Genomic DNA, 23,254 nt, shown 5'->3' on the forward strand with positions numbered 1-23,254 from the left:
TTAGCCCCATAAACGCCAAATCATCAATGCCACCACTACCCAGAACAGCGCTGAAGCAGCGAAGACAGCCAACCAGGCTTTGCGACGGGTGTTACCGGTACGCTGAACCTTGGTGCTCTTAGCCCGGAAGTCGGGTTGTACAGTTATTCTCGTAGCCATAGTTTTTGATAATCACTCTCAACAAAACGATTGATAACAACGATTAAGATTTAGGATGAATCCTAAACTTCTTAAGTCCAAAAATCCAGTTATTTTTATTGAGCACAACGATTAACGCTATTAATCAAAGCTTCGAAAACTGATTAGCCTTATTGAAACACAGACCTCAGAACTTATAAAAAAATGACGAAAGTAATTTGGGTTAAACGACAATTAGTACCATTTTAAATTTGAGTTAAATAAGAAACCTCAGTAATAAAGCCCTTCTTCATCAGGTGTTAACTGGAGTATGGGAATAATCCTGGCAGTGTGCAAAGAAGTGAGCCGAAAAATGTGTACTGTTTCTCAATTAATTAATAACAATGAAAAAACCTGTGATGCATGTTTTATTTACAGAAAAATGTCAGCTTTTGTTGAACTACTGATGGCGCTAAGAGAGGGGAAACCTGAAGGTGCCCACTGGACACCCCGGTAAATTCATGATTTAGCGAATTATTTGAAAGGGAGTTTGATATCGCGGAACATCGCTTCGATGTCGTCGTTAGAACGCAGAGCAACAGCGGTGTCTACCACATCGCGCGTAAGATGCGGTGCAAAACGCTGAATAAAATCATACATATAGCTGCGCAGGAAAGTGCTGCGGCGGAAGCCTATTTTGGTCGTACTATTGGTGAAAATCTCTGAAGCTTCAATGCGAACCAGATCCGGATCGGCTACCGGGTCAACCGCCATACTCGCAATCACACCTACGCCTAAGCCAAGCCGTACATAAGTTTTGATTACATCTGCATCGGTTGCGGTAAACACGATACGCGGGGTCAGCCCTGCACGATTAAACGCGGTATCAAGCTCGGAGCGACCGGTAAAGCCAAAGGTGTAGGTTACCAGCGGAAAATCGGCCAGCTCCTCTATAGTCACGTTGTCTTTGCCTGCCAGCGGATGATCGGGCGTTACCACAATCGCACGATTCCAGTGGTAACAGGGCAGCATGATGAGATCGTCGTAGAGGTGCAGGGCTTCAGTAGCAATGGCGAAGTCAGCGTTGCCTTTGGATACCGCTTCAGCAATCTGCGTAGGGGAGCCCTGATGCATATGCAGTGAAACGCGGGGATAACGCTCGATGAATCCTTTGATTACGCCCGGCAGCGCATAGCGCGCCTGCGTATGCGTGGTGGCGACATAAAGCGATCCCTTGTCAGGCCAGGTGTGTTCGCCCGCTACAGATTTAATCGCATCAACTTTTGATAATACTTCACGTGCTATGCGGATAATCTCTTCGCCAGCTGGCGTAACCTGCGTCAGATGTTTGCCGCTGCGGGCGAATATCTGCACCCCCAGCTCATCTTCAAGCATGCGTACCTGTTTGCTGATGCCAGGCTGTGAAGTATAGAGACCTTCAGCGGTCGAGGAGACGTTGAGATTGTGATTGACCACTTCCACGATATAGCGCAACTGCTGCAGTTTCATAGTTATATCTTCCCGTTAGCGACTCACGTGCGTGCCGGCAGCCGCCCATAATGCAGATGTGAGTAACAGAGCGAATTGAGAATAGAAAAACTATAACAACTATATCAGTTTTTAACAGAATAAAGAACGTTAGGTTATAAGGCGGGGAGAGTAAACGGGGCTGGCAGATGCCAGCCCCGGAGAGTTATTTTTTTGCTTCCTGCCATTTGCCGTCAATATAGAACATTGACCAGCCGGTGGCTTTACCCTCTTTTTCAGACGAAACGTACTGCTGTTTTGTCTTGCGACTAAAACGCACCAGAGTTTTATTTCCTTCCGGATCGGCTGCCGGTGCCTCTGCCAGATATTTAAGCTTTTCCGGCAGACGGTCAGCGAAGCGCTTCAGCTCTTCCACCAGCGGCGCACGGGTCTCGCGCGATTTCGGGAACGTGTTAGCCGCAAGGAAAACGCCGGCTGCTCCGTCACGCAGTACAAAATAGGCGTCTGACTTCTCGCACGGCAGCTCAGGCAGCGGCACCGGATCCTCTTTCGGCGGCGCGACTTCGCCATTGCGCAGGATTTTACGGGTGTTTTTACACTCTTCGTTGGTACACGCCATGTACTTGCCAAAGCGGCCCATCTTAAGGTGCATTTCCGACCCGCATTTTTCGCACTCTACTATTGGGCCGTCATAGCCCTTGATGCGAAACTCGCCCTGCTCAATTTCATAGCCATCGCACTCCGGGTTGTTACCACAGACGTGCAGCTTGCGGCTGTTATCAATCAGATAGCTGTCCATGGCGGTGCCGCACTTAACGCAGCGGCGACGGGCACGTAACGCGTTGGTTTCCGCGTCGTCACCCTCCAGCACGTTCAGCACTTCGTTTTCCGGGATCAGATTGATAGTCTGCTTGCAGCGCTCTTTTGGCGGCAGGGCGTAGCCCGAACAGCCGAGAAATACGCCGGTACTGGCCGTACGAATGCCCATTTTGCGACCGCAGGTCGGGCAGTCGATTGAGGTCAGCACCATCTGATTCGGCTGCATGCCGCCCTCTTCCGGATCTTTTTCAGCCTGCTCCAGCTGCTGGCTGAAATCACTGAAGAAGGAGTCGAGCACGCCTTTCCACTGCGCCTGATTGTTGGCTACCTGATCGAGACTGTTTTCCATATGAGCGGTGAAATCATAATTCATCAGCTCACGGAAATTTTCTTCCAGCCGATCGGTGACAATCTCACCCATCTTCTCAGCGTAAAAACGACGGTTTTCAACGCGTACGTAGCCACGATCCTGAATAGTGGAAATAATAGACGCGTAAGTTGAGGGACGGCCAATACCGCGCTTCTCCAGCTCGCGCACCAGCGAAGCTTCGCTGAATCGCGCCGGAGGTTTGGTAAAGTGCTGGCTCGGCTGCAGCGCGGTCAGATCCAGTATTTCCCCTACCGCTACTGGCGGCAGCGTTCTGTCTTCATCGTTTTTACGCAGCGCCGGCATAACGCGCGTCCAGCCATCAAAACGCAGCGTGCGCCCTTTTGCCTTGAGCCTGAAGTCAGCTGCGCCGACGGTCAGCGTGGTGGAGTCATATTTAGCCGGAACCATCTGACACGCCACAAACTGGCGCCAGATGAGCTGGTAAAGTTTTTGCGCATCCGCTTCCATATCTTTCAGCTGCTCAGCGCTTACGTTGACATCTGACGGTCGGATCGCTTCGTGCGCTTCCTGCGAATTATCTTTGCTGGTATAGGTCACTGGCGCATCCGGCAGGTATTTTTTGCCAAACTCGCTGGCGACATAGTCGCGCGCCATGGTCACTGCATCCTGGCTCAGGTTTGTGGAGTCAGTACGCATGTAGGTGATGTGGCCCGCTTCATAAAGCCGCTGCGCCATCATCATGGTTTTTTTCACGCCAAAGCCGAGACGTGTGCTCGCAGCTTGCTGCAGCGTTGAGGTGATAAAAGGTGCAGAAGGTTTGCTGCTGGTCGGTTTATCTTCGCGATCCAGCACTTCATAACGCGCTTTTTCCAGGATCGCGACCGCCGCGTGCGTCTGCTCGCGGTTAACCGGACGAAACGCTTTATCGCCCTGATGCGTCACCTGCATCGCCAGCGCATCGCCTTTTGGCGTCGCAAAATCTGCGTCGATCTCCCAGTACTCTTCCGGCACAAACGCTTTGATTTCGCGCTCGCGCTCAACCACCAGACGTACCGCTACCGACTGAACGCGTCCGGCAGAGAGACCGCGGGCGATCTTTTTCCACAGCAGAGGCGAAACCATATATCCCACAACGCGGTCCATAAAACGCCGCGCCTGCTGGGCATTAACCCGCTCGATATTCAGCTCACCCGGCTTCTCAAACGCCTGGCGAATCGCATTTTTGGTGATTTCATTAAACACCACCCGGCTGAAACGCTTGTCGTCGCCACCAATGACTTCACGCAGATGCCAGGCAATGGCTTCTCCTTCGCGGTCAAGGTCGGTTGCGAGGTAGATATGATCGGCATCAGCGGCCAGACTCTTGAGTTCAGATACGACCTTCTCTTTGCCTGGCAGGATCTGATAATCAGCTTCCCAGCCATGCCACGGATCAACACCCATTCGGTTGACCAGCGCTGCCTTTTCATCTTTTTTAACTTTTTTCCCGGTTTTTGCCTTCTCACCGTCAGTACTTTTACGGGTCGTTGAACCACTGGTCGGCAAATCGCGGATATGACCGACGCTGGATTTCACCACGTAGTCATTACCGAGGTATTTATTGATTGTTTTGGCCTTTGCCGGGGACTCAACGATAACGAGTGCTTTACCCATATGTACCTTTACCTGATTGAAACGTCCTGATAAACGGGAGAGGATTAATGCCCCAAAACCCAGTGGGTTTAATATTGCTGCCAGCAATCTGATTTTCAAGCTGGCGGGGACTGCCACTATTCAGTTTAAAAACGGCGTGCGCAACCTTATGATTAACTACACTTTTTCCGCCTGACATCATCACACATCCTGGTGTGAACTCCCTGAAAGCTGAATCGCCCACACTCTACCTGATAAAATCTGATACGCAACTTAAATAGCACTCTGTTTAATTTTGCGCCAGCTGCTGGCGTGAACACAGATAAGTGGCAGCAGAATGGCAGGTAATATAGAAGGAGAAAATGCGCTGTCAAAAAAAGTCAGATAATTCGGGGTAAAAATGGAATTCGTTTCACAACCCGGCGGAGGTAAATGGGATTCGTCAGTCGCTAAATAAAAAACCCGGCCGGAGCCGGGTTTCTGTTACAGCAGCGGCCTTTCACCACGCTGCCAGATTTTTAGCAACAGCCGTTCTGCCGCCTGGCTGGCGCTGCCGGTAAAACGATCCATCATCTTTTTCTTACGCGCATACTGAACGCCCAGCACGGTGAAGCGCTCCATGTGCCGGATGATCAAGGCATCACTGGTGCCGATTTCATCAATCAGGCCCAGTTCAAGCGCCTGCTGTCCATACCAGTGTTCGCCGGTCGCTACCCGGTTCATATCCAGCGACGGACGCATCTGCTGCACAAAGCCCTTAAACAGCTGGTGCGTTTCATCCAGATCGTGCTGGAACTTCTCACGCCCCTCTTCGGTATTTTCACCAAACAGCGTCAGAGTACGTTTGTACTGGCCTGCAGTATGCAGCTCCACGTCAATATCATTGCGCTTCAGCAGTCGGTTAAAGTTGGGGATCTGCGCCACAACGCCGATTGAACCGATAATGGAGAACGGCGCGGCGACAATGCGATCTGCCACACAGGCCATCATATAACCGCCGCTGGCGGCCACTTTGTCTACGGCGGCAGTCAGGCGCAGACCTGCGTCGCGCAGGCGCTGCAGCTGCGACGCTGCCAGACCGTAGCCATGCACCACCCCGCCCGGGCTTTCAAGCCGCAGCAGGACTTCGTCACCCGGCTGCGCTACGGCCAGTACCGCTGATACTTCTTCACGCAGGGAGGCGACTTCACCCGCATCCATGCTGCCTTTGAAGCTAAGCACATAGAGCACCGGCTTTGCGGTTTCAGTTACGCCGCTTTTTGCGTTGCGCTTCTCTGTTTTCGCTTTCAGCTTCTCTTCTTTTTTATGCTGTTTCAGCCAGACTTTTTGTACCTGCGGCTTCATTTTAGCCAGCTGCAGATCCTCTTTTATCTGACGATACTCATCATCCAGATGCGTTACCTGCAGCTGCCCGGCGTGATGACGTTTGCGCAGCGCAGCATTCAGTATGATAAATACTACGGCCGCAATGGCGATCACTACCGTGACAGCCTTGGCCAGGAAGAGCCCATAGCTGGAGAAAAAATCCATTCTGCCGCCTTATTAAACAGTGAATTACAATTATCAGCTGAGTGTAACCGCTTTAACCCGGTTCGTCGCCTGAAAAGCCCGCAGGCGGCACAGAATGCTCCTCTGTAGCATTGCACCGGCTGGCGAATTCAGGCATAAAGCCAGAAACCTCTACCACTGACTGAAGGAGATTGCTGTGCACTATCAGCCTAAAGGCGATCTACTCGAAAACCGCATTATTCTGGTTACCGGCGCATCAGACGGCATTGGCCGGGAAGCGGCGCTGACTTATGCCCGCTACGGCGCCCGCGTTGTCCTGCTCGGACGTAACGCCGTTACCCTGCAGCAGACAGAAGCGGCGATTAATCAGCTTAACAAGCAGCCCGCCAGCTCATACCTGCTGGATCTCGCGACCGCCACGCCTGAATCATGTCAGCAGCTGGCCGCGCAGATTGCTGAGCACGTGCCGCGTCTGGACGGCGTGCTGCATAACGCCGGTATTCTGGGTGAAATTGTTCCGCTGGCCGATCTTGAGCCGGCGCTCTGGCGCGAGGTGATGCAGATCAACCTGGATGCCACCTTTTATCTGACGCAGGCTCTGCTGCCGCTGTTGCTGAAATCAGAGGCGGGATCGCTGGTATTCACTACCTCCAGCGTAGGCCGCACCGGGCGCGCCGGCTGGGGCGCTTACGCCGTCTCTAAATTTGCCACTGAAGGCATGATGCAGGTGCTCGCCGATGAGTATAAAAACCACGCCCTGCGCGTAAACTGCATTAATCCCGGCGGCACGCGTACAAAGATGCGCGCCAGCGCGTTTCCGGAGGAGGATGCAAACCTGCTGAAGACCCCGGCCGATTTAATGCCGCTTTATCTCTATCTGATGGGTGATGATAGCCGGCGTAAAACGGGCATGAGCTTCGATGCTCAGCCCGGACGTAAAGCGGGCCCGGCCAGCGCATGAGCAATCGCCATCAGCAACGTCAGCAGCGCCTGAAAGAGCAGGTCGACGCGCGCATCGCTGCGGCGACAGAACATCGCGGTATCCTTATGGTGTTTACCGGTAACGGTAAGGGAAAAACCACGGCGGCTTTCGGTACGGCGCTGCGCGCCTGCGGCCACGGAAAAAAGGTGGCGGTGGTACAGTTCATTAAGGGGGAGTGGCCCAACGGCGAGCGTAATCTGCTGGCGCAGCACGGGGTTGAATTTCAGGTAATGGCCACCGGATTTACCTGGGAGACCCAGAGCCGCAGCACGGATACGATCGCCTGCCAGCAGGTCTGGCAGCAGGCACAACGTATGCTGGCTGATAGCGATGTTGACCTGGTGATCCTCGATGAAATCACCTATATGGTGAGCATGGATTATCTGGATCTGGAGGCGCTGATAGTTGCTCTGCAACAGCGTCCCTCTTCGCAAAGCGTGATTATTACCGGACGCGGCTGCCACCGGCGCCTGCTGGAGCTGGCAGATACCGTGACTGAGATGCGCCCGGTGAAACATGCCTTCGATGCCGGCATCCAGGCGCAACAGGGAATTGACTGGTAGCCGCTGCAGGGCAGCGGCACACAGGCATCAGGCGCTGCGTTTGCTGCTACGGCGCTGACTGGTGTTGCCGGCGCTGCTGTGACGCTTCACTGCGCGACGGATCTGGTTCGCTTTTGTGCGACGGCGATCTTTCTCAACGGCAACTTTGGTGACGGTCTCTTCCGGCATACCCACCAGCTTACGCAGGTAGTTTACCGCGGGCAGCTCCATCTCCATCCAGCCGCCGCGCGGCAGGCCTTTTGGCAGCTGAATATCACCGTAACGCACGCGCATCAGGCGGCTAACCTGAACGCCTACCGCTTCCCATAACCGACGCACTTCGCGGTTGCGTCCTTCAGTAAGGGTAACGTTGTACCACTGATTAATCCCTTCGCCGCCCGCAAACTTAATGGTTTTAAAGGCAGCCGGGCCATCTTCCAGCTGAACGCCCTTGCTCAGCAGACGCACTTTATCGTCACCCACTTCGCCAAAAACACGCACCGCATATTCGCGTTCAACTTCGCGACTTGGATGCATCAGGCGGTTAGCCAGTTCACCATCGGTAGTAAACAGCAGCAGACCGCAGGTGTTAACGTCCAGACGACCCACGGCCACCCAGCGCGATCCGCGCAGGCGTGGCAGGCGGTCAAACACGGTTGGGCGCCCTTCCGGATCGTTACGGGTACAAAGTTCCCCTTCCGGCTTGTAATAAGCCAGCACACGGCACACTTCCGTAGTGGACTCAGCAATAGAAACCAGGTGACCATCAATACGGATTTTCAGGCTTTTGTCATTTTCAATGCGATCGCCCAGCGTGGCCAGTTTGCCATCTACGCTGACGCGTCCGGCGGAAATCATGGTTTCGATTTCGCGGCGCGAGCCGTGACCGGCGCGCGCTAATACTTTCTGTAATTTTTCGCTCATGGAGCTGCCTCGTTGTCGCCTTCCCAGGCGTCGTGGTAAGAATGGGTATGACAGCGGGATTACCACGTCCTCTGTCAGAAACTGTTAACGTTGCGCATCAATCTGACCGGATGCAAACGGCCTGCGATTTTACACCAGCTAAGGTTGCGTTAACACCTTTAACTTTGCTGCCGATAATAGCCGGCCGGCGTTTTCCCGCCTCTGCCGGTTTTGCCATTCATGACGACAGGCGTTGTTATCTCTTACGCTCTGCTATTTACAGGCTGGTCAAAGACCTGGCGACGAAGAAGCCCTCATTATATTGATGTCTGATGAGTCCAGCCGCAGAAATCGCTTTAAAGCGATGAGTCCGCTAAAACCGTCCAGACCCCGATTACCCGTAAAAATAGTGCCACCGCTCAAGAAAACCACACAATCATCCACTCAACCAGCTTAAAACAAAATTTCACCTCGCCCTGAGTAGGTTTCGCGCATGATTCGCGCTACAGGTTGGTTTAAGGCTCTATATTCTGTTTTATTACCATCTATTAGCGCACTGAATTTGTGCATAAATAAAAGCGGTGTAAAATAAAGCAGCAGGCCAGATTCAGATTCAAAGAAATATATTTATTATCCCGAAGCTGTTTATAACAAATTATTAACGTCACTCTGCATGACGGCTGTTTTAACGGAGAGTAGCCCGTTTATATGCCTGCACATGCTGACATAATTAATTAGCGTGTCTGCTCTCCTCACCAGGGATGTTACTGACGCGCCTTAAAGAAGATTGTAACAATGAAAATAACCGTACTTTGCCCGACGCTGTTCGCGCTGGCGCTGACCGGTTGTTCCGTTGGACAGACTGAATACAGCAAAGCGGCGCTTGAACATGTTGATATGAGCGTGACAGGCGTGCCGACAGTGCTGGGTTTAGGTGTTCTCGGTACAACCATTCCTCTTACGCCGGAGTATAGTCTGACAGCGGCACACGTTGCTAAAACGTCTGTGCAGCGCGTTAAGGCCTATCATCCTTATTGCGACATCGCGATTATTTATCACAAAAACAATCCTGATACGCTGGCCAGATTTCGCACCAGCGCGCCCGGCGAAGCGATTAAAATGTATGGCTATAGTTTTATTTCCGCTATGCCGGTTGAATCAAGCGGCGTTAATCTGGCGCGCACCGCTATTACTAATCGCTGGAATAAAAAACCCTGTATGGCAATGGCGTCTAATGCAGGCGTGACTCAGGGAATGTCAGGCGGCGCGGTCTATAACAGTGATGAAACCATTGCCGGAGTGATTGTGGGATACAGTCATGAAATTGCGAACAGGCGCAGCAGGAAAGTGATTCTTAAAGATGTGTCACTCTATATTCCCTATGGCGATTTTAAACGCTGGCTTGAACGCAATCTCAGCCAGGTGCCGGTCACGTAACGACACCTGGCCGGCCGGATGATTAGCTAAACGGCCGCGTATCTCCGGCACCTGCGCGAACCACGACCGGCGTGTCTTCCGTCAGGTCGACAACCGTTGTCGGTTGCTGCCCCAGCGTGCCGCCATCGAGGATCAGATCGACCAGTTTTCCGATGCTGTGCTGGATCTCTTCCGGATCGGATTCCGTAAAGTCATTACCGGGCAGCATCAGCGATGTCGACATCATCGGCTCATTCAGCCGCTCAAGCAGCGCCAGCGCAACCGGATGAGAAGGTACACGCAGCCCGATGGTTTTACGTTTATCATTCATCAGGCGGCGCGGTACCTCTTTCGTCGCCTTGAGAATAAAAGTGTAATTACCCGGCGTGTTGTTTTTCAGGATACGAAAGGCTGAGTTATCGACCTGAGAGTAAACCGAAAGCTCTGAGAGGTCGCGACACATCAGCGTAAAGTTGTGGTTACCATCCAGCTGACGAATACGGCAGATACGTTCCATCGCATTTTTTTCTTCCAGCCTGCACCCCAGCGCATAGCCGGAGTCGGTGGGATAGACAATGACGCTGCCTTTATTGAGATAATCCACCGCCTGATTAATCAGGCGCGGCTGCGGGTTATCAGGATGAATGTGAAAACGTTGACTCATAAAAACCTCTTGTCATCTGTCTCAGGCAGCTGAAGCGGGGGCCAGAGCGGGAAAGCGCTCCCAGACGGGTTCAACGCCACCCGGCAGCCAGAGTTTACGCCCCAGCTCAATCCAGGGACAGGGTTGGTGAAAGTCGGACCCCTGCGATGCCGCCAGTTGATTATCGCGCGCATAGCCTGCCAGCTGAGTGCGTTCATTAGGCGGCTGCTGACACTGTGCCACCTCAATTGCATCGCCTCCCGCTTGTGCGAAAAAGGCAATCAGCCGCTTCAGCCATTTTGCTGACAGGCCGTAGCGTCCCGGATGCGCCAGCACCGCGACGCCGCCGGAATGATGAATAGCTTCAATAGCTTGTTCAATTGTACACCATTGTGGTGGCACATAGCCGGTTTTGCCACGTGCCAGATAGTGTTTGAACACCTGCGCCATATTCTCAGCTTTACCCTGTTCAATCAGATAACGGGCAAAATGACCGCGCGTAATCACCCCCCCCTGTGCCAGCCGCTGTGCGCCCGCCAGTGCGTCGGGGATCCGGGCCCGCTCCAGCCGTTCAGCAATCTGCAGCGCCCGCTCATAACGACACTGGTGCTGCGCTGCCAGAAAGGCCGTGAGTGCCGGATGATCGCAATCGATATTCAGGCCAGCGATATGAATTTCGTGATTTTCCCACAGCGTGGACGCTTCCAGTCCGGCCAGCACTTTTATCGGCAGTTTCTGCTCCTGTGCAAACGCCTGCGCCTCAGCAACGCCCGCGACCGTATCGTGATCGGTAATGGCCAGCACGCCAACTTGCTTATCAACCGCGCGCTGAACCAGGGCCGCTGGGGTCAGCAATCCATCGGAGGCGCGGGTATGGCTGTGAAGATCGTAAAGCGGGAAACGGCTGATATCTGACAAAGTAACTCCGGAGCACGGCTAAAAATCTGCGGGCATGATAGCGATTTTGTTGTTAACTGAGAAAGGGTATTGACATTTTTCGCCCGAACCAGTTAACTAGTACACAAGTTCACACACAATGGGTATCTGCCATGAGTCAGGTAGCAATGCGGTTAACAGATAGCTGGCGTACGTCTTCCTGTCACGGGTGGCGTTATTGTGCACAAGCCTGATTGCTGTGCAGATACCTGAGCCCGCCACCATGCGGGCTTTTTTTTGAGCGAATTTCAGAGAAATTATCATGGCAATTGCGAAACCTACATTGAAGTTGATTACCGGAAACGCACCCTATCGCGAAGATCCGGCCGCGGTGTTTCATCAACTGTGCGGCGCACGTCCGGCCACTCTGCTGCTTGAGTCTGCGGACATCGACAGCAAAAAAAATCTGAAAAGCCTGCTGATTGTTGATAGTGCACTGCGCATCAGCGCCCTTGGTCAGACCGTGACTTTACAGGCGCTCTCTGAAAATGGCCGCGCCCTGCTGCCGTTGCTGGATGCCGCTCTGCCTGAGAGCGTAAAAATCGACGTTCGTCCGGATGGCCGTGAGCTGCATTTTGCTACGGCGAATGAGGTACAGGATGAAGATTCACGGCTAAAAGCTTTCTCGGTGTTTGACGCGCTGCGTCTGATTCCGCAACTGATTAATACACCTGCCGATGAGCGCGAAGCGATGCTGCTAGGCGGACTCTTTGCTTACGACCTGGTCGCCGGCTTTGAAGCGCTGCCGGCGCTGCGCAACGACCAGCGTTGTCCCGACTACTGCTTCTATCTGGCAGAAACGCTGCTGATTATCGACCACCAGCAGGGTTCAGCCCGCCTGCAGGCGAGCCTGTTTACCCCATCAACCAGTGAGTTTCAGCGTCTGCAGAGCCGTATTGAGCAGCTGCACGGGCAGATGACACAGCCGGCGCCCGCTCTGCCGGTGCAGCGCGTGGAACAGATGACGCTCAGCACCAGCCAGAGCGATGATGCTTACTGCGAGGTGGTGGCGTCGCTGCAGCAGGCCATCCGCATCGGTGAAATTTTCCAGGTCGTGCCGTCGCGCCGTTTCTCGCTACCCTGTCCGTCACCGCTTGCCGCTTATGAAACGCTGAAAAACAGCAATCCCAGCCCCTATATGTTCTTTATGCAGGATCGGGAGTTCGCTCTGTTTGGTGCCTCACCGGAAAGCTCGCTGAAGTATGACGCGCAGTCGCGCCAGATTGAGATCTACCCCATTGCCGGCACCCGCCCGCGCGGCCGCCATGCCGACGGCTCGCTGGATCGCGATCTCGACAGCCGTATCGAGCTGGAGATGCGTACCGATCATAAAGAGCTGGCCGAACATCTGATGCTGGTGGATCTGGCGCGTAACGATCTTGCCCGTATCTGCCAACCCGGCAGCCGTTACGTTGCCGATCTGACCAAAGTTGACCGCTACTCTTTTGTTATGCATCTGGTCTCCCGCGTGGTAGGCACGCTGCGTGACGATCTGGATGTCCTTCACGCCTACCGCGCCTGTATGAATATGGGCACGCTGAGCGGCGCGCCCAAAGTACGCGCCATGCAGCTGATTGCTGAAAAAGAGGGCACGCGGCGCGGCAGTTACGGCGGTGCCGTGGGCTACTTCACGGCGACCGGCGATCTCGATACCTGCATCGTGATCCGTTCCGCCTGGGTTGAAGAAGGTGTGGCTACCGTGCAGGCGGGTGCCGGCGTGGTGCTGGACTCCATCCCGCAGGCTGAAGCGGATGAAAGCCGCAACAAAGCACGCGCAGTTCTGCGCGCTATCGCAACCGCGCACCACTGCAAGGAGATGTTCTGATGGCTGATATCCTGCTGCTCGATAATATCGACTCGTTTACCTATAACCTGGTGGATCAGCTGCGCAGCTTCGGTCACAACGTGGTTATCTTCCGCAACAGCGTGCCGGCTGAGACGCTGATTGCGCGGCTGCAGCAGATGGAAAATCCGGTGCTGATGCTGTCACCCGGTCCTGGCGCGCCAGCGGATGCGGGCTGCATGCCAGTCCTGCTGCAGGCGCTGCGCGGGCAGCTGCCGATTATCGGTATCTGTCTGGGTCATCAGGCTATCGTTGAAGCGTACGGCGGCCACGTGGGCCAGGCGGGTGAAATTCTGCATGGTAAAGCGTCTGCGGTGGAGCATGACGACAGCGCGATGTTCAGCGGCCTGAGTAATCCGCTGCCGGTGGCACGCTATCACTCGCTGGTGGGGAGTAATACGCCCGCTGAGCTGACGGTTAACGCCAGCTACAACGGCATGGTCATGGCCGTGCGGCATGATGCCGATCGCGTCTGCGGCTTTCAGTTCCATCCTGAATCGATTCTCACCACCCAGGGCGCACGCCTGCTTGAGCAGACGCTGGCCTGGGCGCTGGCGCAGTAACAGGGAGATAAAGATGCAAACTATTCTGGAAAAACTGTATCAGGCGCAAACGCTGAGCCAGGCGGAGAGCCACCAGCTGTTCAGCGCCATTATTACCGGTCAGCTGGAGCCCACTCAGCTGGCTGCGGCGCTGATTGCCATGAAAGTGCGCGGTGAGCAGCCACAGGAGATAGCCGGTGCTGCATCGGCGCTGCTGGCTGATGCCAAACCCTTCCCGCGTCCTGACTATGCGTTTGCTGATATCGTCGGCACCGGAGGCGACGGCAGTAACAGCATTAATATCTCGACCGCCAGTGCATTTGTGGCCGCAACCTGCGGTCTCAAAGTGGCCAAACATGGCAACCGCAGCGTCTCCAGTAAATCCGGCTCCTCCGATCTGCTGGCAGCGTTCGGTATAAATCTGGACATGCCCGCGCAGCAGGCGCGCCAGGCGCTGGACGATCTCAATGTCTGTTTCCTGTTTGCGCCGCAGTACCATACCGGTTTTCGCCACGCAATGCCGGTGCGTCAGCAGCTGAAATCGCGCACGCTGTTCAACGTGCTCGGCCCGCTGATCAACCCGGCGCGACCGCCGCTGGCGGTGATCGGGGTGTACAGCCCGGAGCTGGTGCTGCCCATCGCGCAAACGCTAAAGGTGCTCGGCTATCAGCGGGCTGCTGTGGTTCACGGCGGCGGAATGGATGAGGTCGCTCTGCACAGCGCTACGCAGGTAGCTGAGCTGCGCGAAGGGGAAATTACCTGTTATCAGCTGACGCCGGATGACTTTGGTTTTGGCATGCATGACAAAGAGGCGCTGGCTGGCGGCACGCCGGAAGAAAACCGTGACATTCTGACCCGTTTACTTCAGGGTAAAGGAGAGCCCGCGCATGAGCAGGCGGTCGCCGTTAACGTGGCGATGCTGCTGAAAGTGTTTGGTCACGAAGACCTGCGCGACAACGCGGAGCGGGCCATTGCCGCGATTCGTAGCGGACAGGCTTATGAGCGCGTGGTTGCACTGGCAGCGAGAGGATGAGATGAGTATTAAAGGCACCGTATTAGAGAAAATTGTGCAGGATAAGGCGATCTGGATAGCAGAGCGCCAGCAGCAGCAGCCGCTGGAGACATTCCACCCGGAACTGCAGCCGGCAACGCGCTCTTTTTATGACGCCCTGCGCGGCACCCGCACCGTTTTTATCCTTGAGTGCAAAAAAGCGTCACCGTCAAAAGGAGTGATCCGCGAGGACTTCGATCCCGCCGCCATCGCCGCCGTCTATCGTCATCACGCGTCTGCCATTTCAGTACTGACGGATGAGAAATATTTTCAGGGTGACTTCGCCTTTCTGCCGATTGTCAGCGCGGCGGTGACCCAGCCCGTGCTGTGCAAAGACTTTATCATCGACCCCTATCAGATCTACCTGGCGCGTCACTATCAGGCGGACGCCATCCTGCTGATGCTCTCCGTGCTGGATGATGAACAGTACCGGCAGCTCGCCGCAGTGGCTCACAGCCTGAATATGGGCATCCTGACTGAAGTCAGTAATGAGGCGGAACTGGAGCGGGCGATTGCCCTCGACGCTCAGGTGGTGGGCATCAACAACCGCGACCTGCGCGATCTTTCGATCGATCTTAACCGCACCCGCGAGCTGGCACCGCGCCTCAGTCACGGCGTCACGGTCATCAGCGAATCCGGTATTCATAATTATGCGCAGGTGCGTGAGCTGAGCCGCTTTGCTAACGGTTTTCTCATCGGCTCGGCGCTGATGGAGGAGGCTGACCTGGCAGCTGCGGTACGTCGCGTGCTGCTGGGTGATAATAAAGTGTGCGGCCTGACGCAGCCGGAAGCGGCTCGCGCCGCCAGTGAAGCGGGAGCCCTGTATGGCGGCCTGATTTTTGCTGAAGGCTCACCGCGCAAAATCGATACCGGCCAGGCACACCGCGTGATGGCCGCAGCGCCGCTGCGCTATGTGGGCGTATTTCGTAACGCGCCGGTTGGTGACGTTGTCACACTGGCGGTAGAGCTGAATCTGGCAGCGGTGCAGTTGCATGGTGCCGAAGACCGCGACTATGTTGCCACGCTGCGTCAGGCGCTGCCGGCCCGGATTCAAATCTGGAAAGCGTTGAGTGTTAAAGAGAGCCTGCCGGCGCGCGACTGGCCGCACGTTGATCGCTACGTGTTTGATAATGGCCAGGGCGGCAGCGGGCAGCAGTTTGACTGGTCGCTGCTGCAGGGAGAATCGCTGGACAATGTGCTGCTGGCTGGCGGTCTCGCCGCTGATAACTGCGTGACGGCAGCGCAGCTTGGCTGCGCCGGTCTTGATTTCAACTCCGGCGTTGAGTCCGCTCCTGGCATAAAAGATGCCGGCAAAATTGCTGCGGTATTTACCACATTACGCGCTTACTAATGTTGCTGGCCCGCCTGTGCGGGCCGTTGAGGAAAGATCAATTATGTCGACGTTATTGAATCCCTACTTTGGTGAATTTGGCGGCCAGTACGTTCCGCAAATCCTGATGCCGGCCCTGCGCCAGCTGGAAGCTGCTTTTGTTGAAGCGCAGCGTGACCCTGAGTTTCAGCAGGAGTTTACCGATCTGCTGAAAAATTATGCTGGTCGTCCGACTGCGCTGACCCTGTGCCGTAATCTGACTCAGGGAACGAAAACCCGCCTCTATCTGAAGCGCGAAGATCTGCTGCATGGCGGCGCGCACAAAACCAATCAGGTACTCGGTCAGGCGCTGCTGGCAAAGCGAATGGGGAAAAATGAGATCATTGCGGAAACCGGTGCCGGCCAGCATGGTGTCGCCTCCGCGCTCGCCTGCGCGCTGCTGGGCATGAAGTGTCGTATTTATATGGGGGCAAAAGATGTTGAGCGTCAGTCTCCCAATGTGTTCCGTATGCGGCTAATGGGCGCGGAAGTGATCCCGGTCCACAGCGGCTCAGCTACGCTGAAAGATGCCTGTAACGAGGCGCTGCGCGACTGGTCAGGCAGCTATGAGACCGCACACTATATGCTGGGAACCGCGGCAGGTCCGCACCCCTTCCCGACCATCGTGCGCGAATTTCAGCGTATGATCGGCGAAGAGACTAAAGCGCAGATCCTCGAAGCGGAAGGCCGGCTGCCTGATGCCGTGCTGGCGTGCGTAGGCGGCGGCTCCAATGCGATTGGCATGTTTGCTGATTTTATTGAAGAGAGCAGCGTGGGTCTGATTGGTATCGAACCCGCTGGCCACGGTATAGAAAGCGGCGAGCACGGCGCGCCGCTGAAGCACGGTCGGGTTGGTATCTATTTTGGTATGAAAGCGCCAATGATGCAGACCGAAGAGGGACAGATTGAAGAGTCTTATTCTATCTCCGCCGGGCTCGACTTTCCGTCAGTCGGTCCGCAGCACGCGCATCTGAACAGCATCGGGCGCGCAGAGTATGTCTCCATTACCGATGATGAAGCGCTCGACGCGTTTAAAACATTGTGTCGTGCAGAAGGAATTATTCCGGCCCTGGAATCGTCTCACGCGCTGGCCCATGCGCTGAAAATGATGCGGGCAAATCCGGAAAAAGAGCAGCTGCTGGTAGTTAACCTTTCCGGTCGCGGCGATAAAGATATTTTCACGGTTCACGATCTGCTTAAAGCGAAAGGAGAGATTTGATGGAGCGTTATAATCAGCTGTTTTCACGCCTGTCAGCGCGTCAGGAAGGCGCGTTTGTCCCTTTTGTTACGCTGGGCGATCCCTCTCCGGAGCTCTCACTGCAGATTATCGATACGCTGGTTGAAGGCGGCGCTGATGCGCTGGAGCTGGGGATCCCTTTCTCCGACCCGCTGGCAGATGGACCCACCATTCAGAGCGCTACGCTGCGGGCTTTTGCGGCCGGCACCACGGTAGCGCAATGCTTTGAAATGCTGCAGGTAGTGCGGCAGAAATACCCTGATCTGCCAATTGGTTTGCTGATGTACGCCAACCTGGTGTTCAGCCGCGGCATCGATACGTTCTATGCGCAGTGTGCCGCCGCGGGCGTCGACTCGGTGCTGGTCGCTGATGTGCCAGTTGAAGAGTCAGCGCCCTTCCGCCAGGCTGCACTGCGCCACAATATCGCGCCGATTTTTATCTGCCCGCCTAATGCCAGCGATGACCTGCTGCGTGAACTGGCTCAGCATGGCCGCGGTTACACGTATCTGCTGTCGCGCGCCGGGGTGACCGGTGCTGAAAACCGCGCCAGTCAGCCGCTTCACCATCTGATTGATAAACTGCGTGAGTTTCAGGCGCCGCCTGCCCTGCAGGGGTTCGGCATCTCCGAGCCTGAGCAGGTACGTGAAGCGATTGCCGCAGGCGCAGCGGGGGCGATCTCCGGTTCCGCCATTGTACGCATTATTGAGAAAAACCAGCGTGACCCGGCAACGCTGCTGCGTGAGCTGAAAGCCTTTGTCAGCGGCCTGAAAGCGGCCACCCGCTAATCGCTGTGGCTCCGTCACCCCGACGGGGCCACACTCTTTTTCCCGCCATCCCCCTCCTTTCTGCCTGAGCGCCAGCTTTTTTCACTTTTTCTCTGCCGGCAGGTTGCCGATTATTCAGGGCCGACCCACACTTAATTGCGCCGTTGCGTTACGGTGTGAATCCATCTATGACAGGGAGATAACCAAATGAAATTGTTCAAGGTCGTTGCGGGAATTTTTATGGCTGCATTTGTGGCACTGACACTGAGCGCCTGTGCGCCAACGCCAACCAAAGAAGGCACCGGCGGTTATATTGATGACACCGTCATCACTACGAAAGTAAAAGCGCAGCTGCTGAATGATGAAGCGCTGAAATCGACAGAAATCAATGTTGAGACGTTTAAAGGTAAGGTTCAGCTGAGCGGATTTGTCAGCTCGCCACAGATGGCTAACCGCGCCGTTTCCGTTACGCGCAGCGTGGCAGGCGTGAAGTCTGTTGTTAATAATATGCAGATCAAGTAATACCAAAAGGGCGGCCGGCAGGTCGCCCTTCTTCTGCCTCAGAAGCGATAGCCTGCACCAAAGAAAAAGACAAACGGATCGATACGCGTATTTATATTCTGCTCTACGCCCTGATGCCTGAACTTCACTTCAGTATCAATATCCATGTACCACAGCGAAGCGTTCAGCATCCAGTCACGGTTAATCTGATAATCGAGCCCCACCTGACCCGCAATGCCCCAGGAGTCTTTAACGCTCAAATCGCTGAGCTGTGCATCTCTGGCGGTCTGATTCAGCGTAGCGTCAAAAAAGGTGGTGTAGTTGATGCCGACGCCCGCATAAGGGCGTACCGCGCTGTTGCTGTCGAGGAAATAGTATTGCGCCATCAGCGTGGGCGGCAGCTGACGCACCGTGGCCAGGTTACCGGTCGGACCAAGGCCGACTTTATGACGAAATGGCGTGGCAGCCAGCAGCTCAATTCCGATATGATCGGTCGCCATCCAGGTGAATGTCAGACCCAGCTGCGTATTATTATCGACGCTGAATTCGCCCATGTTCAGCACATTATCGGATCCCTCAGTCGGACGGACCGTTGCCGTACCGGCGCGCATAAAAAAGTCGCCCGCCTGATGAGCAAGCGCCAGCTGCGGTATCGCCATCGCCATGAACAGTGCGCAGTTTGCCAGTTTCATCATCACTCCTTTGCCTGAATTAAAATTTTCGCGGCACAGATGTAACGGTTTTCAGCGCAGATTTCATTAACTGACTGGCAGAATAAATGCTTAGTTAACAATGAATTGACAAAGATCAAATTTGCCAGCGCGAAAAAAGATCAAAAACAGGTTGCTGAAGTTTCATAACGTGATTACTTTGCTGATCCCGAGTGATTTTGGTTCGATGCCTCAGGAGTGGCGGGCGATCAGATGAGCGATATAACCAACCCTTGTATGACCTGTGGCGCCTGCTGCGCCTATTTTCGCGTTTCCTTTTACTGGGCTGAAGCCGATGATGCGGGTGGCGCAGTGCCAGCCGAACTCACCGAGCCGCTAAGCCTGCTGATGCGCAACATGCGCGGTACTAACGATCGCACGCCGCGCTGCGTCGCTCTGCAGGGCGAGCCCGGTAGCTGCGTCTCATGCGGTATCTATGAGCAGCGCCCCTCACCCTGCCGTGAATTTGCGATGTCCGGCGAAAATGGCGTCGTTAACGAGGCCTGCGATCGTGCCCGCGCCCGCCATGGATTACCTGCCCTTTTTCACCCTTCTTTACCTGACATGACAGAAAGTTATGGTATTCCGGGTGCCAGCCTGACCGCTTAGCATGTACAATCGCCGGGTTAATTAACCCGGTTTTTTTCAAGGAGTGTACATGTCTATCACGGCAAGCTCGTTATACCGTGACACAGGAAATTTTCTGCGCCATCAGCTGGTCACTATAGTGCTGATGGCACTGCTGACCTCGTTCATTACCGTGATTATCGGGCATGCCTTAACGCCTGATGATGAGCAGCTGTCGCTGCTGAGTCAGAGTGACAACAGCGCATCCTCCCTGTTTGAACTGGTACAGAATATGTCTCCGGAGCAGCAGCGTATACTGCTGCGCGCTTCCGCAGCCGGAACCCTGGCGGCGCTGATTGGTAATACGCTGCTGCTCGGCGGCATGCTTTGCCTGATCCCGCTGGTCTCCAGCGGTCAGCGCGTCAGTGCCTTACGTGCTATCGGCACCGCTGCACCGCTGCTGCCTAAGCTGCTGCTGCAGACCTTTTTGATCACGCTGCTGGTGCAGCTTGGCTTTATGGTGCTGATGGTGCCTGGCATCGTGCTCGCTATTTTACTCTCTCTGGCGCCGGTGATGCTGGTCAGTGAAAAAATGGGCGTAATCGGTGCCATGCGCGCCAGCCTGCGTCTGGCGTGGAAAAATATCCGCCTGATTGCACCCGCAATTTTGCTGTGGCTGCTGGCGAAAATTATTCTGATGTTCTTTTTCTCTTCGCTGACGGTTTTGCCCGCCAATATTGCCTCCGTGGTGCTTAACGCGCTGGGCAATCTGGTTTCTGCCGTTTTGATTATTTATTTGTATCGGCTCTATATGCTGTTACGTTAAGGGTTACGGCGCTCCGCTGAGCGCCATAACTACAGGCTACTGTCCGGACTGGAAACGCTATGAAGCAGTTACTCGACTTTCTCCCCCTGGTCGTTTTTTTTGTTTTTTACAAACTCTACGACATCTACGTTGCATCGGGCGCGCTGGTGGTGGCTACCGGACTGGCGCTGGTAGTGAGCTGGGTGCTCTATCGCAAGCTGGAAAAGATGACCCTGTTTACCTTTGTCCTGGTGGCAGTGTTCGGTACCCTGACACTGGTGTTTCATAATGATGAATTCATCAAGTGGAAGGTCACCGTGATCTATTCGCTGTTTGCGCTCGCGCTGCTCTACAGCCAGTGGTTCATGCAGCAGCCCCTGATCCAGACCATGCTGGGAAAAGAGCTACAGCTGCCTGCCACGGTCTGGCGCCGGCTCAACATTGCCTGGGCGCTGTTCTTTCTGCTGTGCGGCCTTGCCAACGTCTATGTTGCGTTCTGGTTGCCACAGCCCGTTTGGGTAAACTTTAAAGTGTTTGGCCTGACAGGACTAACGCTGCTGTTTACCCTGCTGAGCGGGCTCTACATCTGGCGGCAGATGCCCCAGCAGGAATCAAAATAAGTTTCCCATCGCCCGGCAAGCCGGGCTTTTTTTCACCTGCAGAAGAACTGAGCAATGAACGATAAGCATAAGCAGCCTACGGGCGAAATGGTTTTGCGTACGCTGGCTATGCCAGCCGACACCAATGCCAACGGCGATATTTTTGGCGGCTGGCTGATGTCGCAGATGGACATGGGCGGTGCCATACTGGCAAAAGAGATTGCTGAAGGTCGCGTGGTCACGGTTCGCGTCGACGGCATGAGCTTTCTGAAGCCGGTCGCGGTAGGCGATGTGGTCAGCTGCCATGCGCACTGCCTGCGCACCGGAAACAGCTCAATGACCATCAATGTTGAGGTGTGGATTAAAAAGGTTTCATCAGAGCCGATAGGTCAGACTTACTGCGCCACCGAAGCGGTATTTGTTTACGTCGCAGTAGACAACAGCGGCAAGTCGCGTCCGCTGCCAGCAGATCGCGCTAACCGCAGCCACTGAGCGATGAAAAGCAGAGCGGTTTTTCCGGCCGCTCTGCTCTCCGCCCTACTCGATTTTTGCGCCGCCGTTAATACGGAAGACAATATTCATGGTAATCCCCTGGCCCGGCTGACCCGGCTGATAGCGCCACTTTTTAACCTGATCCTTTACGCTGCGCTCGAACATATTGCGCGGCTGTGCCGAAAGAATAGTGACGTTGCCAACCCGGCCGTCACTGTCGACATCAAATTTCACCCGTACATTACCCTCAATACGCAGTGCGGCCGCGCGTGCCGGATAGGCTGGTTTGCTGATGCTGAGCGCTTTCGGTCCGGTCGCTTTAACCGGTGCCGGAGCAGTAGCCGCTTTGGGTGCAGTGGCGGGCCGGGGCTGAGCTGCTGCGGTATCCTGCCTGAACGGATCGGCCCGATCCGGTGCCGGCTGACGGGGTGCTGGCGCCGGTTTTTTCTCTGTTTTTGGTTTTGGCTTTGGTTTCGGCTTTGGCTTCGGCTCCGGTTTTGCAACAGGAACCGGCTCTGCTTTTGGCGGCTCCGGGGTGGCCTGCGGCTCGGGTTCAGGCTCAGGCTGCGGTGCCGGTGCTACCACAGCCGGCGCAGGTTCCGGCTGCACCTCAGGCGCGACCATGGTAATGGCGATGGGCTGAGACGCGGCAGGCAGCTCACGGGACTGATGCAACGAGGCATAGAGAATGCCGGCAATAACGGACCCGTGCAGTACCACGGAGAGGATCAGTGAAACAGGCGTACGGGTCGGAAAAGGCGTAGTCAATGTCGTCATAGCAGCTGTGGTCATCGAGTGAGAAGATGATTTTAAATGCAAATAGCAATCAGTTTCAATAAGCAGCGTAAAAGTGCCCCGTTTCCTCTTTTTTTTAACCCCGCTTGCGCTGGCGCCGATTGCCCTGAGGTTTCGTTTGCACTCTGCCTGGCAATCCCTTAACGTGTCTCGCAATTTCGGCCAGTCTAACGGGAGTATCCCATCGTGCTTTACCTCATCTACGCGGAAGATACCGCAGATTCACTGGAAAAACGCAACAGCGTGCGCCCTGCGCACCTTGCTCGTCTGCAGCTGCTGCAGGATGAGGGACGACTGATTGTTGCCGGCCCGCTACCGGTGGTCGACAGCAACGATCCAGGCCCCGCCGGCTTTAGCGGCTCGGCGATTGTTGCGGAGTTTGATTCGCTGGAGGCGGCGCAATCCTGGGCTCAGGACGATCCTTACATTGCCGCCGGCGTTTATGAAAAAGTCACCGTTAAGCCGTTTAAGCGGGTGTTTTAATCCGTGATGTTATCGCTGCTGCTGCTGGTGGTGGCGCTGCTGCTTACCGGGCGCGCGCTCTGGATCTGGCGCCATCAGGGCTGGCTTCAGGCGCGCCAGCAGATTGTCATGCTGATAGTCCTGGCGGCGGCGGCGCAGATCGTCAACATTACGCTGATGCTGCGCGGCCATTAACGAA

Annotated in this window: 23 protein-coding genes and 1 pseudogene; 15 read left to right on the forward strand and 9 right to left on the reverse strand. The window is 55.1% G+C overall.

From position 1 onward, the window contains the following. From F3I15_RS01035 to sohB, 4 genes are all read right to left on the reverse strand, one after another. Positions 1–159, reverse strand: coding sequence for a YmiA family putative membrane protein (locus F3I15_RS01035; protein WP_071668859.1), 159 nt, complete (start codon positions 157–159; stop codon positions 1–3). A 492-nt stretch (positions 160–651) separates the two neighbouring features. After that, the gene (cysB, locus tag F3I15_RS01040) at positions 652–1,626 is read right to left on the reverse strand and encodes an HTH-type transcriptional regulator CysB (RefSeq protein ID WP_039384577.1); all 975 of its coding nucleotides are present in this window, start codon (positions 1,624–1,626) and stop codon (positions 652–654) included. 184 nt (positions 1,627–1,810) lie between these two features. After that, complete coding sequence (gene topA, locus F3I15_RS01045) at positions 1,811–4,408, reverse strand: type I DNA topoisomerase (protein ID WP_150016228.1); 2,598 nt, start codon at positions 4,406–4,408, stop codon at positions 1,811–1,813. A 462-nt stretch (positions 4,409–4,870) separates the two neighbouring features. After that, positions 4,871–5,917 (reverse strand): protease SohB, encoded by a 1,047-nt coding sequence (sohB, locus tag F3I15_RS01050; protein WP_150016229.1) that lies wholly within the window; start codon positions 5,915–5,917, stop codon positions 4,871–4,873. Between the two features lie 175 nt (positions 5,918–6,092). Between sohB and F3I15_RS01055 the strand changes: the two genes are divergently transcribed. Both F3I15_RS01055 and cobO read left to right on the forward strand, forming a co-directional pair. Next, the gene (locus F3I15_RS01055; RefSeq protein WP_150016230.1) at positions 6,093–6,857 is read left to right on the forward strand and encodes a YciK family oxidoreductase; all 765 of its coding nucleotides are present in this window, start codon (positions 6,093–6,095) and stop codon (positions 6,855–6,857) included. Further along, positions 6,854–7,441: a cob(I)yrinic acid a,c-diamide adenosyltransferase gene (cobO, locus tag F3I15_RS01060; RefSeq protein WP_150016231.1), complete on the forward strand. Its 588-nt coding sequence runs from the start codon at positions 6,854–6,856 to the stop codon at positions 7,439–7,441. The genes F3I15_RS01055 and cobO overlap by 4 nt, the downstream gene beginning before the upstream one ends. Positions 7,442–7,468: 27 nt before the next feature. Here cobO and rluB read toward each other — a convergent pair whose 3' ends face one another. After that, positions 7,469–8,344: a 23S rRNA pseudouridine(2605) synthase RluB gene (gene rluB / locus F3I15_RS01065; RefSeq protein ID WP_150016232.1), complete on the reverse strand. Its 876-nt coding sequence runs from the start codon at positions 8,342–8,344 to the stop codon at positions 7,469–7,471. 774 nt (positions 8,345–9,118) lie between these two features. Between rluB and F3I15_RS01070 the strand changes: the two genes are divergently transcribed. Further along, positions 9,119–9,760 carry a serine protease gene (locus F3I15_RS01070; protein ID WP_150016233.1) on the forward strand — a complete coding sequence of 214 codons (642 nt, stop codon included), beginning with the start codon at positions 9,119–9,121 and terminating at the stop codon, positions 9,758–9,760. Positions 9,761–9,782: 22 nt separating this feature from the next. Here the strand turns inward: F3I15_RS01070 and F3I15_RS01075 are convergent, their stop codons facing one another. Together F3I15_RS01075 and F3I15_RS01080 are read right to left on the reverse strand one after the other, a co-directional pair. Next, positions 9,783–10,403 carry an L-threonylcarbamoyladenylate synthase gene (locus F3I15_RS01075; RefSeq protein ID WP_039384591.1) on the reverse strand — a complete coding sequence of 207 codons (621 nt, stop codon included), beginning with the start codon at positions 10,401–10,403 and terminating at the stop codon, positions 9,783–9,785. A 21-nt stretch (positions 10,404–10,424) separates the two neighbouring features. After that, positions 10,425–11,300 carry a PHP domain-containing protein gene (locus F3I15_RS01080; RefSeq protein ID WP_150016234.1) on the reverse strand — a complete coding sequence of 292 codons (876 nt, stop codon included), beginning with the start codon at positions 11,298–11,300 and terminating at the stop codon, positions 10,425–10,427. Positions 11,301–11,580: 280 nt separating this feature from the next. On the opposite strand from F3I15_RS01080, the gene F3I15_RS01085 reads away from it, so the two are divergent. From F3I15_RS01085 to F3I15_RS01115, 6 genes and pseudogenes are all read left to right on the forward strand, one after another. Beyond that, complete coding sequence (locus F3I15_RS01085) at positions 11,581–13,143, forward strand: anthranilate synthase component 1 (protein ID WP_150016235.1); 1,563 nt, start codon at positions 11,581–11,583, stop codon at positions 13,141–13,143. Continuing rightward, a pseudogene (gene trpD, locus F3I15_RS18250) lies at positions 13,143–14,736 on the forward strand (bifunctional anthranilate synthase glutamate amidotransferase component TrpG/anthranilate phosphoribosyltransferase TrpD). The gene F3I15_RS01085 and the pseudogene trpD overlap by 1 nt, the downstream one beginning before the upstream one ends. A gap of 7 nt (positions 14,737–14,743) precedes the next feature. Continuing rightward, positions 14,744–16,105, forward strand: a complete 1,362-nt coding sequence (gene trpCF / locus F3I15_RS01100) for a bifunctional indole-3-glycerol-phosphate synthase TrpC/phosphoribosylanthranilate isomerase TrpF (protein ID WP_190314897.1) — start codon at positions 14,744–14,746, stop codon at positions 16,103–16,105. 43 nt (positions 16,106–16,148) lie between these two features. Beyond that, the gene (gene trpB, locus F3I15_RS01105; RefSeq protein ID WP_039384608.1) at positions 16,149–17,342 is read left to right on the forward strand and encodes a tryptophan synthase subunit beta; all 1,194 of its coding nucleotides are present in this window, start codon (positions 16,149–16,151) and stop codon (positions 17,340–17,342) included. Further along, positions 17,342–18,145, forward strand: a complete 804-nt coding sequence (trpA, locus tag F3I15_RS01110) for a tryptophan synthase subunit alpha (protein WP_039384612.1) — start codon at positions 17,342–17,344, stop codon at positions 18,143–18,145. The genes trpB and trpA overlap by 1 nt, the downstream gene beginning before the upstream one ends. Before the next feature lie 186 nt (positions 18,146–18,331). Next, positions 18,332–18,646, forward strand: a complete 315-nt coding sequence (locus F3I15_RS01115) for a BON domain-containing protein (protein ID WP_039384615.1) — start codon at positions 18,332–18,334, stop codon at positions 18,644–18,646. A gap of 38 nt (positions 18,647–18,684) precedes the next feature. Here the strand turns inward: F3I15_RS01115 and ompW are convergent, their stop codons facing one another. Continuing rightward, on the reverse strand, positions 18,685–19,317 hold the full coding sequence (gene ompW, locus F3I15_RS01120; protein ID WP_150016623.1) for an outer membrane protein OmpW: 633 nt from the start codon (positions 19,315–19,317) through the stop codon (positions 18,685–18,687). A gap of 231 nt (positions 19,318–19,548) precedes the next feature. Between ompW and F3I15_RS01125 the strand changes: the two genes are divergently transcribed. From F3I15_RS01125 to yciA, 4 genes are read left to right on the forward strand one after another with little or no spacing between them, the layout of a single operon-like run. Then, positions 19,549–19,944: a YkgJ family cysteine cluster protein gene (locus tag F3I15_RS01125; protein WP_150016237.1), complete on the forward strand. Its 396-nt coding sequence runs from the start codon at positions 19,549–19,551 to the stop codon at positions 19,942–19,944. Positions 19,945–19,993: 49 nt separating this feature from the next. Beyond that, positions 19,994–20,728, forward strand: a complete 735-nt coding sequence (locus F3I15_RS01130; RefSeq protein WP_150016238.1) for a YciC family protein — start codon at positions 19,994–19,996, stop codon at positions 20,726–20,728. Positions 20,729–20,787: 59 nt separating this feature from the next. After that, on the forward strand, positions 20,788–21,327 hold the full coding sequence (locus tag F3I15_RS01135) for a septation protein A (RefSeq protein WP_150016239.1): 540 nt from the start codon (positions 20,788–20,790) through the stop codon (positions 21,325–21,327). Between the two features lie 54 nt (positions 21,328–21,381). Next, positions 21,382–21,798, forward strand: a complete 417-nt coding sequence (gene yciA / locus F3I15_RS01140; RefSeq protein ID WP_150016240.1) for an acyl-CoA thioester hydrolase YciA — start codon at positions 21,382–21,384, stop codon at positions 21,796–21,798. Positions 21,799–21,843: 45 nt separating this feature from the next. Here the strand turns inward: yciA and F3I15_RS01145 are convergent, their stop codons facing one another. Continuing rightward, the gene (locus F3I15_RS01145) at positions 21,844–22,575 is read right to left on the reverse strand and encodes an energy transducer TonB (RefSeq protein WP_150016241.1); all 732 of its coding nucleotides are present in this window, start codon (positions 22,573–22,575) and stop codon (positions 21,844–21,846) included. A gap of 204 nt (positions 22,576–22,779) precedes the next feature. On the opposite strand from F3I15_RS01145, the gene F3I15_RS01150 reads away from it, so the two are divergent. Beyond that, entirely contained in the window at positions 22,780–23,076 is a 297-nt protein-coding gene (locus F3I15_RS01150) for a YciI family protein (RefSeq protein WP_039384635.1), read from the forward strand. A gap of 3 nt (positions 23,077–23,079) precedes the next feature. Then, entirely contained in the window at positions 23,080–23,250 is a 171-nt protein-coding gene (locus F3I15_RS18115; protein WP_190314905.1) for a hypothetical protein, read from the forward strand. Positions 23,251–23,254: the final 4 nt, after the last annotated feature.

Source organism: Pantoea sp. M_9 (assembly GCF_008631385.1).
GTDB lineage: Bacteria > Pseudomonadota > Gammaproteobacteria > Enterobacterales > Enterobacteriaceae > Pantoea > Pantoea eucrina.